The following is a 16467-nucleotide window of genomic DNA, read 5'->3' as shown; positions in this document are numbered from 1 at the left end:
CGCCATGCATCAGATGAAAGCCCGCGAGTTGCTGCTCGACATGTTTTCCCGTGCCACTGCCGCAGTGAGCGCCGGCAAATGCCTGCCGGCCTTCCTGCCGGCACCGCCTGCAAAAGGCCGCACCCTGGTCATCGGCGCAGGCAAGGGGGCCGCGGCGATGGCCAAGGCGGTGGAAGACCACTGGCAGGGAGAAATTGGCGGGCTGGTTGTGACGCGCTACGGGCACGGCGCCGACTGCCGCCGCATCGAAGTGCTCGAGGCCGCGCATCCGGTGCCCGACGAGGCCGGTCGGCGGGCGGCCGGCCGCATCATGGACATGGTGAAGGGGCTGACGGAGGATGACCTCGTGCTCTGCCTCATTTCCGGCGGCGGTTCGGCCTTGCTTGCCTTGCCCGCCGAGGGCATCACGCTGGAGCAAAAGCAGGTCGTCAACAAGGCACTGCTGAAAAGCGGCGCCACGATCTCCGAAATGAACTGTGTACGCAAGCATTTCTCCGCGATCAAGGGCGGGCGGCTCGCGCTTGCATGTGCACCGGCGCGCGTGGTCACGCTGCTGATTTCCGACGTGCCCGGCGACGACCCCGGCGTTATCGCCAGCGGCCCCACGCTGCCCGATCCCACGACCTGCGAGGAAGCGCTCGCCATCCTGCACAAATACGGCATCGCGATACCGGCGAACCTGGAACGGCACCTGTCCACCGGCGCCGGCGAAACGCCGAAGCCGGACGATCCGCGCTTCACCCGCAATGCACACCACATCGTCGCGACCGCCCAGCAGGCGCTGGAGGCTGCGGCCGAAGTGGCACGACAGGCCGGCGTGACGCCATTCATCCTGTCCGACGACATGGAAGGCGAAGCGCGCGACATCGGCATGGCGCACGCGGCACTGGCGCGCCAGGTCGCGTTACGCGACCAGCCCTTCAAGCGGCCCTGCGTGATCATCTCCGGCGGCGAAACCACGGTGACGGTACGCGGCAAAGGACGCGGCGGGCGCAACGCGGAATTCCTGCTCAGCCTTGCGGCCAGCCTGAACGGACTGCCGGGCGTGCATGCGATTGCCGGCGACACGGACGGCATCGATGGATCGGAAGACAATGCCGGAGCGATCTACCAGCCCGATTCGATCCTCCGGGCGGAGAAGCTCGGACTCCGTCCGCGCGCCATGCTCGATAACAATGATGGATATGGTTTCTTCAGCGCGCTGGGCGACCTCGTTGTCACCGGGCCTACGCGCACCAACGTCAATGACTTCCGCGCGATCCTGATCGTGTAACGCGTCCCCGGCTTCCGCTTCCGGTCGCAGGCGATGCATGCGGTATCATCGCGTTCCTGAAAACGAAAGCCGCGCATGCTCATCATCACCATCAAACAGGGTAAGGAAAAAGGCCTGCTGTCCGGCGACCCGTGGATTTACGTCTCCGCCATCGAAAAAGTCGAGGGCAAGCCGCAGGAGCGCAACAAACCGGGCGCCACGGCGATCGTGCAGTCATCGGCTCGCCAGTTCCTTGCCCGCGCGGCCTACAACGCCAAATCGCAAATCGCCGCCCGCGTCTGGACCTTGCGCGAGGACGAGCCGGTTGACCACGCGATGATCAAGCGGCGCGTCCAGGCTGGCGTGCTTCGCCGCGCCGATGCCCTGCGCAGCGCCGATTCGCAGGCACTGGTCCAGCTGATCGATGGCGAAAAGGACGGCTTGCCGGGTCTCCTGGTGCACAGCTATGGCGGCACCGCAGGCTATCTGGTTTGCCAGTTCAATGCCGGCGGCGTCGACCTGTGGAAGGTGCCGGTCGTGCAGGCGCTCCTGAATGCCACGGGCTGCCGCAACGTGTACGAACGCTGCGATCCGCTGTTGCGCAAGGGCGAAGGACTGCCCGTCACGCCGCGCGCACTGGCAGGTGACGAACCGCCCCAGCGGCTGACGGTGCGCGAGGGCAAACGTCTGGTACCGATGGATATTCGCACCGGGTTCACGTACCCGCGCTGAGGGGCGCGTTGAATGGGAATTTCCGGAACAGCGGTCCAGGGTGTGCCGGATTTGTATGCTGAAGATCTGCCCAGGACTTGGCATTTACAACCCCGCCACTGATGCCAGTGATAACGGGCACTGTCGAGAATTCGCTTTCTGACAGCGTCCAGTTAGTTAGCCGGACGAAAATCTGTTCGACGCTGGTGCGCGGCGTCGGGGACTTCACGCTGAAGCAGGGACAGTTTCCGCGCGGCCGCATCTGGACCGCAATGTTTGGCAGGTTGGCCGGGCAACCGCAATCAGTTGCCTGGCCAACCGGAAAATGCAGAAAGCCGATTACGGCGCTGCAAAATGCTTCGCAGCATTGAACCGTGTCTCGGCGTCGCGGAACAGCGATTTCACCCTGTCGATATCCCATGGCCGTTCAACCAGGGTTTCGTGCTCCCACTCGCTCCTGGGCTCTTGCGGAGCAAAGAAGTCACCGCCATAAACATGTATGGCACACGTCATCCTGGCGATTGGGTTCAGTACGGAATGGATGGTGTCCCGGCCGAGCGCAGTCACATCGCCCGCGCCAAGTGATCGCGCACTTGCGGCCTCGATGGTGGTTTCCGTCCTGCGCCAGAAAATGTTGTCTTCCCTACCGGAATAAATTCCGATTACTGCAAACATCTGATGATTGTGCGGCATGAGAACCATATATGGCGCCCAGACAAACTTGAGGATGGTGAGCGCAGGCGAACGATATAGCGGTGTAATCCCGGCGTGGTCCGACGCACCAAGCTCCGACATCACTCCCGGGCAATCGGAAACAGCTTCAGCCACGACCTCGCGAACCGCCCCTTGTCCTTCGGAAACAGCGCTTATGCAGTCGGCAATAAAACGATCTTTGCTAAACATGGACTTACCCTCCGCCGATAAGAGATCGCCCAAGCTGATTTGGCTACGTCATGTTTCCGCTTGGCCGAAGTGCCTTCCCTGTTCAGGTTTACTTTACGCTTGCGGCGTGAGGATGAAAATGCATACAGCGTGGAAGGGAAGCGGGTTGGCCGCAGTTGCACCATTCTTTCAGGGAGCGATAGTGTCAGGCGGACGCCTTTGCGGCACTGGCGGGAAAGGGCCACCTTCCGGAGATTCAGCTTCTAGCCCGGATATTTCATGAACCTGCAGGAGGCGCGGTTTTTCGCTTGCGAAGGGTGTGCGATGCTGGGGAGGAGCGGCGCGCAGGGTAGCTGGCGTAGTAATTTCCATGCTGCGCACGCAATTCCCCCTACCCCCATTGTTTATCAGCGTGCCGGGAACCGCACTCGGGCCGGCTATGGAGAGAGCGCCTGCGCGGCGACGAAGAACACGTGCCGCAGCGGATGATGCGACGCCATGAGCACGCGCACGCGGCGCGTGTTGCGCACGATGGCTGCGCCGATCTTGAGCAACTTCGTGCGGATCGTCGCGGTGCAGGCGCGTTCGAGTTCGGTGCCGTGCAGGGCCAGACGTCGCAGGTGAATCATGAGCGTGTAGGCCAGTGCGGCCAGCAGCAGGCGCAACTGGTTGCCCTGGAATTTGTGGCAACTGGCGCGCCGGCCGAACAGGTCGAGCTGCGCTTCCTTGATGCGATTCTCGGCTTCGCCCCGGGCGCAGTAGAGCTGTTCATACAAGGCCGCGCAATCGCCGTGCAGGCTGGTCACGACGAAGCGGGGATTGGCGCCGCGCGCATCGTGTTCCAGGCGCGCAATCACATGACGCTCGCGATCCCAGGTGCGGGCAGCATAGTCGAAGTCCCCGATCATGCGCTGTTTGATGCCGGTGGCTTGATAGGCATCGGCGATCGCCAGTTCGGCCACCTCCACCCGCTTCAACAGCGCCGCGTTCTTTTGCAAGCCAATGATGTAGTGCACGCCCCATTTCTCGAAACGGCGCAAGGCGGCCGGCCGGCAAAAGCCCGAGTCGCCGCGCACGATCAGGCGCACGTCGGGCCAGGCCTGGCGCAGACGTTGCGCGAGCAACTTGATCAGCGCCGACAGGATGCTGGCCGGATCGCGGCTGGACGGGCGCAACACGCAAGCCAGCAAATCCTGTCCGCAAAACACGTACAGCGGCAGGTAGCAATAGTTGTCGTAGTAACGGTGGAAATGCGCCTTCTCCTGATCGCCATGCAGCGGCACATGGGTGGCATCGATGTCGAGGATCAATTCCTGCGGTGCCTCGGCGCGGCTGGCGATGAACTGGTCGAGTAGCACGCCATGCAGCGCGGCGGCGTGGGCGGGCGTGGCCGCTGCTTCCAGACGGCACAGCGTTGGCCCGGAAGCCAGCGCGCAATCACGCCCGACAGCCGTCTGCAGCGCCAGGTCATGCCGCAGGGTATTGTGATCGGTGACATCTTCCCAGCCGCAGCACAGCGCATAGATGCGCTGTGCAAGCAAGCAATGGATTGGGTGCGTGACGCTGGCGCCGCGCCGCTCATCGGCAAACGCGGTCGCCGCCGCGCGGGTCAGACCGATGCGCTCGTCGGCACGCTTGAACAACAATACCCCGGCATCGCTGCTGAGGTCGCCACCATCAAACGCTGCTTCGATAATGCGACGTCCGAGCTTGCCCAGGATCGTCGGTTCAGACGGAAATTCAACGGTACAATTTGGCATCGGCGATTCCGGTTGTTATTAGGCGTGAGAACCAATAACAACGCGCTCCGGCACGGAATCGCCGACCTACCTCATGAAATATCCGGGCTAGCAGCGAATGGGAACACGCGACCAAAAGTGGAAGTAGCCATTGCTTCCATTAGTTAAGGAGTGGCAGACGGTATCTATGCGGTTCGATTGATATGTCGTACCTGATGGTCATTTCGCACATGCACCGTCTTTCGTTAGCGCAGAATTGAACAAGGAATTGTCCGTTCTTTTTTCTATATACGTACGAAATGTAACGTGACGGGATGTTCCCTGAAGGAAGGCCAGTGGCCTGGCCTTGCTTTAGGAGACTGGAGCCGGCGATATTGTTTGAAGCTGGAGCCGAGAAAGGAAGGATTTCTAGAAGGCGCTCATCAAATCTGGTCTCGACGTCACGCTGCGTCACGCATTCCTTGTTCGGATCAACATAAAGCTTGAGCGTTGCTCTTTCCCTATTACGAGATATGAAGTAGCTGCCTGGGCCGCGCATGCTTTCGCCGGCTGGGTCGTTTAACTGGAAGGGCGCGGGAAGATTTTCGAATGCGTAATCTTGAAAGCGGCAAGATACGTCGCTGCTTTGCGACTGGGCAGCGCAGTCGAGTGCAATTACTGTTGCACCTAACAGACGGCCGACGGTTGCATTGTCAAGCAGGACTTCCGGTGCTTGAAAGAGGGCGTGAATCTTTTCTAAGGCGCCGACATATTGGTCTTGGACCGGCAACGTTGCTGAGCAGCCAATCTGCAGGGTTGAGGCGACGAGCAAAATCGAAATGGCCGCAGCCAGACGAGGGAAACAGACAATCGAATATGAATTACTAGTCGCCATGGGATGCGTGGTACTGCTTAACACGGATCGATAAGCAACAAGCGTTGCTTCGGCCATGTGCGCAGTTAGAAAGGTTGCAAAGTATCAAACGCAATGTAAGACGGCAATACCGCGTTCTTGGTAAGCGGTTTTCTGACAAGGACTGCAGAACCGCATTTCCGACAAAAAATCGCCCCCTATGTGACTACTCTTGGCCGGTGTCAGCAAAGGAGCCGCACGTCCGTAATGACAGCTTTCATACGTTTGCGGCCCCCGCGCCAGTTGCGACAGCCAACATCAAACTTCCAACTGCTCCGCAATTTCAAGCGCGTCGTCGACTTCAATCCCGAGGTACCTGACAGTGCTTTCGAGCTTGGTGTGCCCAAGCAAGAGCTGGACGGCCCTCAAGTTCTTCGTTTTCCGGTATATCAGCGTAGCCTTGGTGCGCCTCATCGTATGGGTTCCGTACGGTGCGGTATCTAGTCCGATCGACTCTACCCATGACTCAACTATCCTGGCGTACTGGCGGGTCGACAGATGCGGCGACATGGACAGTCGACTCGGGAAGAGAAATTGCCCAGAACCAAGCTGGGCCTTCTCGATCCACGCGGCGACAGCATTTCGTGTTTGCTCCGTGATTTCGAACTGCACTGGCCTCTTTGTTTTCTGTTGCATCACCATTGCGCGTGGCAGAACCCGTGAGCCCTGCGACACGTCGCATACGCGCAGTCCGACGAGGTCGCACCCGCGCAGTTTGCTGTCGATGGCCAGGTTGAACAAAGCAAGATCACGGATCTTATGCGCCATTTGTAGGCGTGTACGGATCTCCCAGATTTCTCTGAGCTTCAGCGGTGCCTTTTGACCGACGAGCTTTCCCTTATTCCAGGGGACTCGGCGTGCAGTGGTATTGATGTTCGCTTCCATGAATTCCTCCCGTTCTTGAAAGGAATTCCATTCTCTGCCGATTTGGCTGAGTGGGCGATAACAGTCCGAAAGCGGTCAGACCGCAGCATCAGAGATTCGCCGGCGCCTGACCCTTGGCGGACAGTTAAGGTTGGACGAAGCTGACATTCGACGGTTTGCACGCATGGTTCAATTTCTAGCTTAGCAATAGGTAGTTCCCCATACTTTTGGAGCAAAGCCTGTTCTCGTTACTCCGCATTCACTAAGCGTGGTCACACCCGGAATAAGAGATGCTATTGTTCCATCTTTCCCAAGAACAACTTCCGCGACAATGGAAAAAAAGCAAAAAGACTGGGGCGCCTGCTTAGGCGCGTTCTTTTCCTTGAAAGGAAAATGGAACGTATTCAGGAAAGCTGAAGAAACCGAAGAGTCGTTTGCCCACATCGAACTATCCCACTTCATCGAGCCAGTCGGTCCGCGACAGGGTGGGACCGACGTCCTCGATGTAATCGTCGTGCACGGCCTGGGCGGAGATCCTACGGGGACATGGACCTCACCTACGACAGGGGAATTTTGGCCGACATGGCTTTCTGCGGATCTAGGTAGGGTACAGATCTGGACGCTGAAATGGCCGTCACGCGGCTATAGCTTTACCCCCTCCAGCGGCTTGTCGATTGTTGATGTTGCCCATGCAACCTTGGAGTTACTAAACAGCCATAATTTTGGCGGACGGCCCATCGTTTTCATCTGTCACAGCATGGGCGGCATTCTGTTCAAACACCTACTTCATTCGGCTGCCACACTTAAGAACAGTGCGTGGGAGCGCCTGCAGCGGCAAATCGTCGGCGTTGTGTTCATGGGCACGCCCCATACCGGGTCGTCTCTAGCGAACCTGTTGCAGCACTTACCAAAGCTGCCCTCAATGCGCACCCACGAGTTACAGCGAAACGATTCATCACTACGCTTTAGAGCGTATCTCAGTAGGTGCGAGGAAAGGGAAACTGTGATGTGAATGTCAGTCCAAACTCATGTCAGAAGGAGAGTCGACATGGGCATGGTCAAGCAGGACGATGGCTGGCGTTTGCCGGACAGGCTGTGGGCACAAATGGAGCCGCTTTTACCGCCGCGCAAGCCGCATCCCTTGGGTTGCCATAATCCACGGGTGAGCGACCGGGCTGCCATGGACGCCATCTTGTTTGTGCTGCGCACTGGTTGCCAATGGAATGCACTGAACGGCACCGGTATTTGTTCCAGCAGTTCGGCCCATCGGCGCTTTCAGGAATGGGTGGAGGCCGGCGTGTTCGAGGAGTTTTGGATGCATGGGCTGTTATCAGCAGCAGTGCTGCGGGAAATCGACTGGTCCTGGTTGTCTCTGGATGGTGCAATGACCAAGGCTCCGTTGGGAGGGGAAAAAAACCGGGCCCAATCCTACGGATCGCGGCAAAGACGGCGTCAAGCGCAGTCTGTTGACGGACGCGCACGGGATACCACTGGCCATCGTCATTGACGGAGCCAACCGTCACGACATGAAGCTGGCAAGGCCGACACTGGAATCGCTGGAGGTAGCGCGGCCGTCACTGCTGGCGGTGTGGCCGCAAGGCCTGTGTCTGGACAAGGGATATGACTATGCGCAGATTCAGCAGCTCGCCGTTGAACTGGGCTACCGCCCTCACATCCGCTCACGCGGTGAAGAAGCACAGCAAAGAAGGACCGGACAACGCGCTCGCCGCTGGGTTGTGGAGCGAACGCACAGTTGGCTGAATCGATTTCGTGGATTGCTGATCCGCTGGGCCAAGAAAGCGAAGAACCACCTCGCATTTCTTCATCTGGCCTGCGGCATCATCACTTGGCGAATCATTGGCCTACTGGGATAGGCACTTATGCATACGTGGTACCGCATGAACGCACCTACCTTACAAATTGCTACGCTGACATTTTTCGAGACACGAAAGGTTGGCCCCACCTTGGTCGTGGACCAGTCCAGCGCAGACTCTAACGTTCCTGACTCCATCCCGATTCCTGTGGACGCCGATCACTTCACTATTTGCAAGCCAACATCCCGAAACGAGACCAGCTATCTTGCCATCAAGCGCTTTGTCGAACGCCTGAGGCCAATATTGACTCAAGTTGTTCACGGCGCCGCTGCATCCGGACTTATTGAACTATTCCGTGCAAGCTATTTGCATTCCGGTGACCGTCGCGTTGTATTCGGCGGACGCCGGCAACAGATGGCCCAGCTCGATGCCTGGTTGAGTGCGGAAGATGGCCCGCGGAGACTGCTAATAACCGGGCCAACCGGACGCGGGAAAAGCGCACTGCTGGTGCATTGGCTTGCGGGACTGGGCATTCAGGATAAGACGGCACAGTGGCATGCAGTGTTTGTACCTATCAGCATCCGCTTCGGCACTTCGCGCCCCGCGGTCTTTTTCAAGCTGCTCGCGGAGGAACTCGCCGCAATCTTGGGTTGCACCCTGAATGCACCAGCTTCCGATCCCGAGGAGTTCTATCTTGGCCAAGCGGCAGCGCTCCTTAAAGCCGTGAATGAATCCGGAAAAAAAGTTGTTGTCGTCGTCGACGGGTTAGACGAAGTCGTTGGGGAAGCATTTAATGCATCGATCTTTCCTGGACTGCTGCATGCAAATCTGAAGCTGGTTCTAAGTGCTCGGCAAGTAGCTGGCGACGTAGGTGCCGAGGGATGGAAGGCCAGACTCCGCTGGAACGGCAATAACACCGCTGCCGCAATCGTGCTGCCGGGACTCGACCGCGAAGGAGTTCAGGAGACACTCATCAGCGCCGAGCTCGACCCCGCCGTTCTTCCAAGGACGCTCCCTGATCGCTTGCTTGAACTCTCGCAAGGAGAACCACTACTTGTTCAACTCTACATTGAAGACATCGCAGAATTATTGGTGCGCAATCAGAGCTTTAATCTGGAACAGTTAAGTAATATTGAGCCGGGTTACGGTCCCTACATGCTGCACTGGCTTGAGCAGCAGGAGCAGATCTGGAAAGAGGAAAAAGATTCGACAAAACGCCGCAGCATCGACGCAGCACTAGCCGTGCTTAGTGCTGCGTTTGGTCCCCTTCAAACGGAAGACTTCCTTTATCTTGTGTCCGATCTGCTTGGCGAAGCTGAGCCGCTCAGTGCCGCCGCATATATCGCGCCGATCAAACGCTTCGTTATCGGCCGCGGCACGGAAAAGGAAGGCTATGTTTTAAGCCACCCGAAGCTGGGGCAATATTTGAGTGAGGAGTACTTTTCCCCGGCAAAAATGAAAAGTATTCACGAGCACTTTGTACGGTGGGGCGACGATGTGCTGAGGGATCGCTCCCCCGTTGGGGCAACTGCTGTCGTTGCGCCCTATCTCCTGCAGCATTATGCAAGCCATATGCAGGCGGTCGGTATTTCGCTACAGCGCTGCTCCACAATGCTGAGCGAATTTTGGGCTCGTGCTTGGGAGAATTTTGAAGGGGGCTTCAAAGGGTATTCTTCGGATATACGCAAGGTACTTGAAGGCGTTGGTAGAGTACATGACTGGGGCAATAATCAGACTCAAGCTGCTGCAGTCAAGCTCCGCGCCTGCCTTATCCAATCGAGCATTAGATCGATAGGCAGGAATATTCCAGCAGAATTGTTGACGCTGGGGTTGAAGCACGAACTGCTGACTTGGAGGCAGGCGGCGCATTATATCGAGCTGCAAATGCCCGAAAACCAATCTCAGTTCTTTGCTGAAACGTTTGCCTTCATTCCTGAAAACGAACGGCAAGCAGCGATAGAAAGCATTCTGCAAACTGAAAATGTCGGCAATCGGATTCAGTTTGTCAACAGGATTATCGGCGCCTGCTCGCTGGACGAGAGAGAACGTTTGATCAGCATTGCGATGTCGCTTCTGCACGAAGATGACGTCCCGTTACACAGATTCGCACAAACGGTACAACTCGGCCGTTATCGTTCAGAGCTTTTGGACAATTTTATTGTCGACGAACCTACTGCAGGTGTCGCGGTAGAACAGCTCATGGGTTATGCCAATGAATATGCTCGCTTGGCGGAAGTATTCAAAACTGAAGGACGCCCCGGAGCACCGGCACTGGCTTGCAGTGTTCAACTGATTGAGCGGATCACTGACCCGATTGATAAACTGACTGCAGTGTGGAATGTGGCTGAGATCTATGGATTACCGGCAGTGCAAGAAATGGCAGTCCGCGTTGCGAACTCAGCTCGCCCGCATGTCGAGCGTCTGGTCGAAATCCGACAGGCACAAGGCGGTTCCACGTTCGACCTGATTAGGGCATCACAAGCATTTTCATTGCTCGCTAGGATCATCTTGCTAGCCGCCAGCGACCTCGACGCCGCCGCGTATGAGCGCGAGCTTGAAGAAGCGCTGACTCTGTTGGGTCACGTCGAGGAGTGGGACCAGGCACGTGAATTAACCAAGCTATTACCTATAGTACGCCCTACACATTTTGCCGCCGTCTTTGATAAAGCCAGCGCCCTCGCCAATAACCTACGGACCGGCAATAACCGTACGCACGCTTTCTTGGAGCTTGCCAAAAATGCGCCTCAATATAATCAAAAAGAATTGGTACAAAAAGCACTAGCGAATGCACGTCTGATTGAGGACCAAGTCTCTCAGGTTCGCGCACGCATTGAACTTTACGCACAGCTTCCCCGCGACGAAAGACAGGCGGATCGCGCTGATTTAATGGTTGAAATCGGTCAAATTTCCTATGTTGTGCACCGAGCAGAACTGTTTATGGCGCTAGCCGCACATGAAGACGAACCACTGCAAACTCAGCTACGGGAGGCCTCGTATCAGCTCATACACATGGCCTACGATACCTACACGAGGGTCAATGAGACCATCAACCTATTTGCTAACGCACCGACTGCCCTACGGAGACAGGCGTTTTCCGACTGCATGACGCTGATAAGGAATGGACGTCTGGAACGATTCGCAGGATTTACATTGGGGCGCCTCGCTGATGCGTTTGGCGACTTGTGGTCCCATGCCGACTTGGATGATGCAATGCGCCAACTTCCGTCGGACACGTGGGAATATTCTTCGGCTCTTCCTTGCCTCATGCCTATTGCCATTCGTTTCAATGCTTCTCGAGTAATCGTCGAAACGCAAGCGCTGGCCCTTAACGCTGCCGATCCGTCTGTCCGATGCCGTGCTTTATCTGCACTCATGCAGCATATGGGTGATACTAGCGTTGGTACGCAGGAGCTTGATCGGGCATGGGAGCACGCTGCATTGATTGAGGACCAATCACAACGAGCTTCTGCTTGGGTCGAACTACTGCCCCTATATAAGCCGGTTGATACTGAGAAGCGCCGCGTTGTTCTCGACTTGGTGCTGCAGCTACCAAAAAACTGGGACCTGTTGCGCCGAATTGCATTGCAGGCGACGTCTGATGCAGAACGAGAAGAATTGTTGCGGCGTGCACTCACAAGCGCCGCGCAAGAGCGTCCCGATTCAGTCTTGGCGGCCGCCGCACAGATAGCTAAATCGACAACGCTTGGCGATACTCGTTTGAACGCATTCGATCTTGTAACAAGCCAAACGGGAGTTCCACGTTCCACATTCTTAACTGCCCTGCAGTGTTTTGTGAGTGTAATTTTGGAAATTGGCGGGAAAGAGCTTGTGCGGAAAGTTAGCCGTGATATCGCTGAGGTGGGCAGTATTTGGGCTTAGGTACAGGTGGCGTTGAATTGTTTATTACCGAGAAGGCAATATGACCAAATGTGCCTACGTCTGATATCGAACGTCTCGGAGTTCCCTTGATTGACTGCTCATGGCCGCGTGCCGCCCTCCAGACAATAGCCCCCACTGACAGCTAAACGTTAGAAGACCGACATTGCTGTACCTGTTGATGTCAGCCGCCCAAGATCATTGCGGCCTGCCGTTGATGTTGCTCGATGATACGCCCCGTCTCGACAGTCGTACAGTTGCCGTCGCGCACAACCATGCGCCCGTTGATGATGCTGCAGGCCACGCCTGACGGCATGCAGAACACCAGCGCGGCAACGGGGTCATGCAGCGCACCTGCAAATCCGATCTGCCGCGTATCGAACATCACGATGTCGGCCGACATGCCCGGCATCAGGGCGCCGATATCGTCGCGATTGAGCACCTTTGCTCCGCCAAGCGTCGCCAGTTCCAGCGCCTGCCTTGCTGTCATTGCAGCCGGTCCGTGGCCGACACGCTGCAGCAGCATCGCCTGCCGCGCTTCTCCCAGCATATGGCCGGAATCGTTGGACGCCGAGCCGTCAACGCCAAGGCCGACCGGCACGCCGGCGTCGAGCATGCGGCGCACGGGCGCGATGCCGGATGCGAGCCGCATGTTGGAACAGGGACAATGCGCGACGCCGGTGCGGGTGCGCGCAAACAGCTGGATGCCGTGCTCGTCGAGCTGCACGCAGTGCGCATGCCAGACGTCGTGGCCGACCCAGCCGCAATCCTCCGCGTACTGTGCCGGCGTCATGTTGAATTGCTCGCGGCTGTAGTCGATGTCGGTCTTGCTCTCGGCGAGATGGGTGTGCAGCGAGACGCCGTAGTGGCGCGCCATCGCGGCCGACTCGCACATCAGGTCGCGCGAGACGGAGAAGGGCGAGCAGGGCGCGGCGACCACGCGCAGCATTGCGTGGCGGCTTGGGTCGTGCCACGTTTCGATCAGGCGCTGCGTGTCTTTCAGGATCGCGGCTTCATCCTCGACCAGGATGTCAGGCGGCAGGCCTCCCTTCGATTCGCCCACGCTCATCGAGCCGCGCGCGGCGTGAAAGCGCATGCCGATCTGCTGCGCCGCTTCGATGCTGTCTTCCAGCCGGCATCCGTTCGGATACAGGTAGAGATGGTCGCTCGTGGTGGTGCAACCGGACAGCACCAGTTCCGTCATCGCCGTCAGGGTGGCGGCGCGCAGCATGTCTGGCGTGAGCCGTGACCAGATCGGGTAGAGGTTCTGCAGCCAGTTGAAGAGCTCCCCATCCTGCGCCGCCGGCACCGCGCGGGTCAAGCTCTGGAACATGTGGTGGTGCGTGTTGACCAGTCCGGGCAGAACGACATGGTGCCGCGCGTCGATCACCTCATCCGCATCCTGCGGCAGGTCCGCGCTGCGACCGACCTGTTCGATCACGTTGCCGCGCACGTACACGGCGCCGTCGGCGATCTCGCGCCGGTTCTGGTCCATCGTGACCAGGACGTGCGCATTCCGGATGAGGAGGGTCCGGCTCATGGCGTCACTTTCTGGACGGCGTGAAGTTGCGCAGGAAATCCAGGAAGATCTGCGCCGAGATTTCCGCGTCGTCCGCCGTCATCGTCTCCAGCGGATTGTGGCTGATCCCGCCGTTGCCGCAGCGCGTGAACAGCATCGCGACGTCGGTGATCGCCGCGATGGCCATCGCGTCGTGGCCGGCGCCCGAGGTCAGCTTGAAGGGGGCGACGCCGGCGCGCGCGGTGGAAGCGGCAAGCTGCTCCATCAGCCACGGTGCGCAGGGCACGGCGGGGGCGCTGACCAGCAGGTCGATGTTGAATTCGATGTTCCGGCGGGCGCAGATGGATTCGATCTCGCGCAGGATGTCCTCGCGCGCGGCGTCCCGGGTCGCGTCGTCGGCGGCGCGGATGTCGAGCGACAGGCGGCAGCCGCCGGGGACGACATTGACCGATCCGTTCGGCACCTGCAATTGGCCCACCGTGCCGACCAGCGACGGCGCCTGTGCGCAGCGTTGTTCGACGAACAGGATGATCTCGGCCGCAGCAGCCGCGGCATCCTTGCGCATGTGCATCGGGGTCGTGCCGGCATGGCTGGCCACGCCCGTCAGTTCCACGAGGTAGCGGCAACTGCCGGCGATGGAAGTGACGACGCCGGCGGGCAGGCCGCGCTCGAGCAGCACCGGGCCTTGTTCGATATGCACTTCGACGAAGCCGAGCAGGTCTTCACGCTTGCGGGCGATGCGCGGAATCTCGTCGGGATGGTGGCCGGCATCGAGCAGTGCGGCGCGCATGCTGATGCCTTCGGCGTCGAGCTTGTCCAGCAGCTTCATGTCGAAGCGGCCGGCAATCGCATTGCTGCCGAGGAAGGTGCTCTTGAAGCGCACGCCTTCCTCTTCGGAGAAGCCGACGATCTCGAGATGGAAGGGCAGCTTCTCGCCGCGCTCGTGCAGGTGCCTGACGACGGCGATTGGCAGCAGGATGCCTTCGCGGCCATCGTACTTGCCGCCGTTGCAGACGGTGTCGTAATGCGATCCCGTCATCAGGGTTTTTGCGTGCGGATTGCCGGACAGGTAGCGTCCGACCACGTTGCCCACGGCGTCGATATGGACGTCCATGCCTGCTTCGCGCATCCATGTCGCGAGCTGGGCGGCGGTCTTGCGGTGTGCCATCGTCATGTAGGCGCAGGTCAGGCCGGTGTCGTCGTCGCTCCAGGCGCCGATGACGTCCGCCCATTCCATGATGGTATTGCCGAGTGCCGGCGCGTGGCCGAACAGGTCGTTCAGCCGCAGCTCGGCGATGCGATGGATCTGGCGCAGGTCTTCGGCCAGTTCGTCGGCGCGGCAGTTCTTCAGCCTGCGCGTGAAGGTGGCGATGATCTGCCCGCGGTTAAAGCCTTTGCCGTCCGGGCCTTTGACTGCGAGGATGAAGGGGAAGCCGAACTTCGCGTTGTAATCCGCATTCAGTTTCTGCAGGGTGGCGAATTCTTCCGGGCTGCAATTGTTGAGCCCGGCCTTGGCCTGTTCGCCGGTCGATTCCTTCGTGAGCTGGCCGGCGATGGCCGCCTTGCCCGCGAGTTCGGGGTGGGCGCGGATCAGGCCGAGCTGTTCTTCCTCATGGGCGCTGTCGACGACGGCTTGCAAGGCTTGCTTGAGCGCGGTGAGGTTTGTGAAGGGCCGTTGTGCCGCCGCGCGCTCCGGGATCCAGGGCGAATGTTCGTAGATGCCGGACAGGATGCGGACGAATTCGGCGTCGTCGCAGGCGTTCAGGTGCTGCAGGGTCGTAGTCATGTGCTTTTCGTTTCGGTAAAGGGATGCACCGCGTGCCAGTGGTTCGCGATGTCGATGCGACGCGTGATCCACACCTTGTCGTGCGACTGGATGTAGTCGAGGAAGCGGGCCAGCGCGGCGGCGCGGCCGGGGCGGCCGACGAGGCGGCAGTGCAGGCCGATCGACATCATCTTCGGCCGGTCGAGGCCGTCCGGATCGCCTTCCTTGTACAGCACGTCGAAGGCGTCCTTCAGGTAGTCGAAGAACTGCGTGCCGGAGTTGAAGCCCTGCATCGCGGCGAAGCGCATGTCGTTGGCGTCGAGCGTATAGGGGACGACGAGGTGCGGCTTGCTGTCGCCGTCGGTGACGGGGACCCGTTCCCAGAAGGGCAGGTCGTCGCCGTAGTAGTCGGCATCGTAGGCGAAGCCGCCGTGCTCGACCACCAGTTTGCGGGTGTTGGGCGAGTCGCGGCCGGTGTACCAGCCGAGGGGCGCCTCGCCGGTCATCTCGCGGATGATCTGCACCGCTTCCTGCATGTGCGCGCGCTCGGTCGCTTCATCCATGTGCTGGTAGCTGATCCAGCGCAGCCCGTGGCAGGCGATCTCGTGGCCGAGTTCGCGGAAGGCCGCGACGGCTTCGGGATGGCGCTTCAGGGCCATGGACACGCCGAAGATGGTCAACGGCAGTTTGCGCTCCTCGAACATCCGCAGCAGACGCCACAGGCCGGCGCGCGAACCGTACTCGTAGATCGACTCCATGCTCATGTGGCGCATTTCGAATGCTTGCGCGCCGATGATTTCGGACAGGAAGGTCTCGGACGCCTTGTCCCCGTGCAGGACGCAGTTTTCGCCGCCTTCCTCGTAGTTGAGGACGAACTGGACGGCGATGCGGGCGCCGCCTGGCCATTTCGCGTGGGGCGGATTGCGGCCATAGCCGGCGAGGTCGCGAGGGTAGTTTTTGTAGGTATCAGTCACGCTTCACCCTGGTGTGAGGTCGGGGTTGATGATGCTCGATAGTAAATCGCCGGTGCAGCGGCAGTATATGACGCGGCTGATAAGCGGCTTCAGCGCGGCGATATACGATTGCACTGATTATGGGCGCGGAATTGCGCCTGGGGTAGGGAATGCATCAAATGTGCCGGGGGGGCATGTGC

General features: G+C 59.2%; 12 protein-coding genes. 5 read left to right on the top strand and 7 right to left on the bottom strand.

The features are described from left to right. Positions 1 to 4: 4 nt before the first annotated feature. On the top strand, positions 5 to 1273 hold the full coding sequence (locus AC3WOY_RS08225; RefSeq protein ID WP_492422586.1) for a glycerate kinase type-2 family protein: 1269 nt from the start codon (positions 5 to 7) through the stop codon (positions 1271 to 1273). Between the two features lie 75 nt (positions 1274 to 1348). Continuing rightward, a complete protein-coding gene (locus AC3WOY_RS08220; RefSeq protein ID WP_492422584.1) occupies positions 1349 to 1984 on the top strand; it encodes a class I SAM-dependent rRNA methyltransferase in 636 nt (211 codons plus the stop codon). A 318-nt stretch (positions 1985 to 2302) separates the two neighbouring features. Here AC3WOY_RS08220 and AC3WOY_RS08215 read toward each other — a convergent pair whose 3' ends face one another. The 4 genes from AC3WOY_RS08215 to AC3WOY_RS08200 all read right to left on the bottom strand — a co-directional run bounded on the left by AC3WOY_RS08215 (position 2303) and on the right by AC3WOY_RS08200 (position 6361). Further along, complete coding sequence (locus AC3WOY_RS08215; protein WP_492422582.1) at positions 2303 to 2866, bottom strand: hypothetical protein; 564 nt, start codon at positions 2864 to 2866, stop codon at positions 2303 to 2305. A gap of 416 nt (positions 2867 to 3282) precedes the next feature. After that, on the bottom strand, positions 3283 to 4605 hold the full coding sequence (locus AC3WOY_RS08210; protein ID WP_492422580.1) for an IS1380 family transposase: 1323 nt from the start codon (positions 4603 to 4605) through the stop codon (positions 3283 to 3285). A 139-nt stretch (positions 4606 to 4744) separates the two neighbouring features. Further along, complete coding sequence (locus tag AC3WOY_RS08205; RefSeq protein WP_492422578.1) at positions 4745 to 5515, bottom strand: hypothetical protein; 771 nt, start codon at positions 5513 to 5515, stop codon at positions 4745 to 4747. Between the two features lie 219 nt (positions 5516 to 5734). After that, positions 5735 to 6361, bottom strand: coding sequence for a tyrosine-type recombinase/integrase (locus tag AC3WOY_RS08200; RefSeq protein WP_492422576.1), 627 nt, complete (start codon positions 6359 to 6361; stop codon positions 5735 to 5737). Between the two features lie 310 nt (positions 6362 to 6671). Between AC3WOY_RS08200 and AC3WOY_RS08195 the strand changes: the two genes are divergently transcribed. From AC3WOY_RS08195 to AC3WOY_RS08185, 3 genes are all read left to right on the top strand, one after another. Further along, complete coding sequence (locus tag AC3WOY_RS08195; RefSeq protein WP_492422574.1) at positions 6672 to 7352, top strand: esterase/lipase family protein; 681 nt, start codon at positions 6672 to 6674, stop codon at positions 7350 to 7352. Between the two features lie 36 nt (positions 7353 to 7388). Then, positions 7389 to 8214 (top strand): IS5 family transposase gene (locus AC3WOY_RS08190; protein ID WP_492422572.1). Its coding sequence is split into 2 segments (ribosomal slippage): positions 7389 to 7745 and positions 7747 to 8214, totalling 825 coding nucleotides; the frame shifts between segments, so codons are not numbered across the junction. Between the two features lie 24 nt (positions 8215 to 8238). Then, entirely contained in the window at positions 8239 to 12033 is a 3795-nt protein-coding gene (locus AC3WOY_RS08185) for a hypothetical protein (RefSeq protein ID WP_492422570.1), read from the top strand. 181 nt (positions 12034 to 12214) lie between these two features. Here AC3WOY_RS08185 and AC3WOY_RS08180 read toward each other — a convergent pair whose 3' ends face one another. The 3 genes from AC3WOY_RS08180 to puuE are packed head-to-tail and all read right to left on the bottom strand — an operon-like array spanning position 12215 to position 16288. Beyond that, positions 12215 to 13570: an 8-oxoguanine deaminase gene (locus AC3WOY_RS08180; RefSeq protein ID WP_492422568.1), complete on the bottom strand. Its 1356-nt coding sequence runs from the start codon at positions 13568 to 13570 to the stop codon at positions 12215 to 12217. 4 nt (positions 13571 to 13574) lie between these two features. Continuing rightward, positions 13575 to 15335, bottom strand: coding sequence for an allantoate amidohydrolase (locus tag AC3WOY_RS08175; protein WP_492422566.1), 1761 nt, complete (start codon positions 15333 to 15335; stop codon positions 13575 to 13577). Further along, positions 15332 to 16288, bottom strand: a complete 957-nt coding sequence (puuE, locus tag AC3WOY_RS08170) for an allantoinase PuuE (protein ID WP_492422564.1) — start codon at positions 16286 to 16288, stop codon at positions 15332 to 15334. The genes AC3WOY_RS08175 and puuE overlap by 4 nt, the downstream gene beginning before the upstream one ends. Positions 16289 to 16467: the final 179 nt, after the last annotated feature.

The organism is Noviherbaspirillum sp. FW303-A3, from assembly GCF_058788695.1.
Note: the sequence above shows the minus strand (reverse complement) of the source record. Positions and strands in the feature narration are given on the sequence as shown.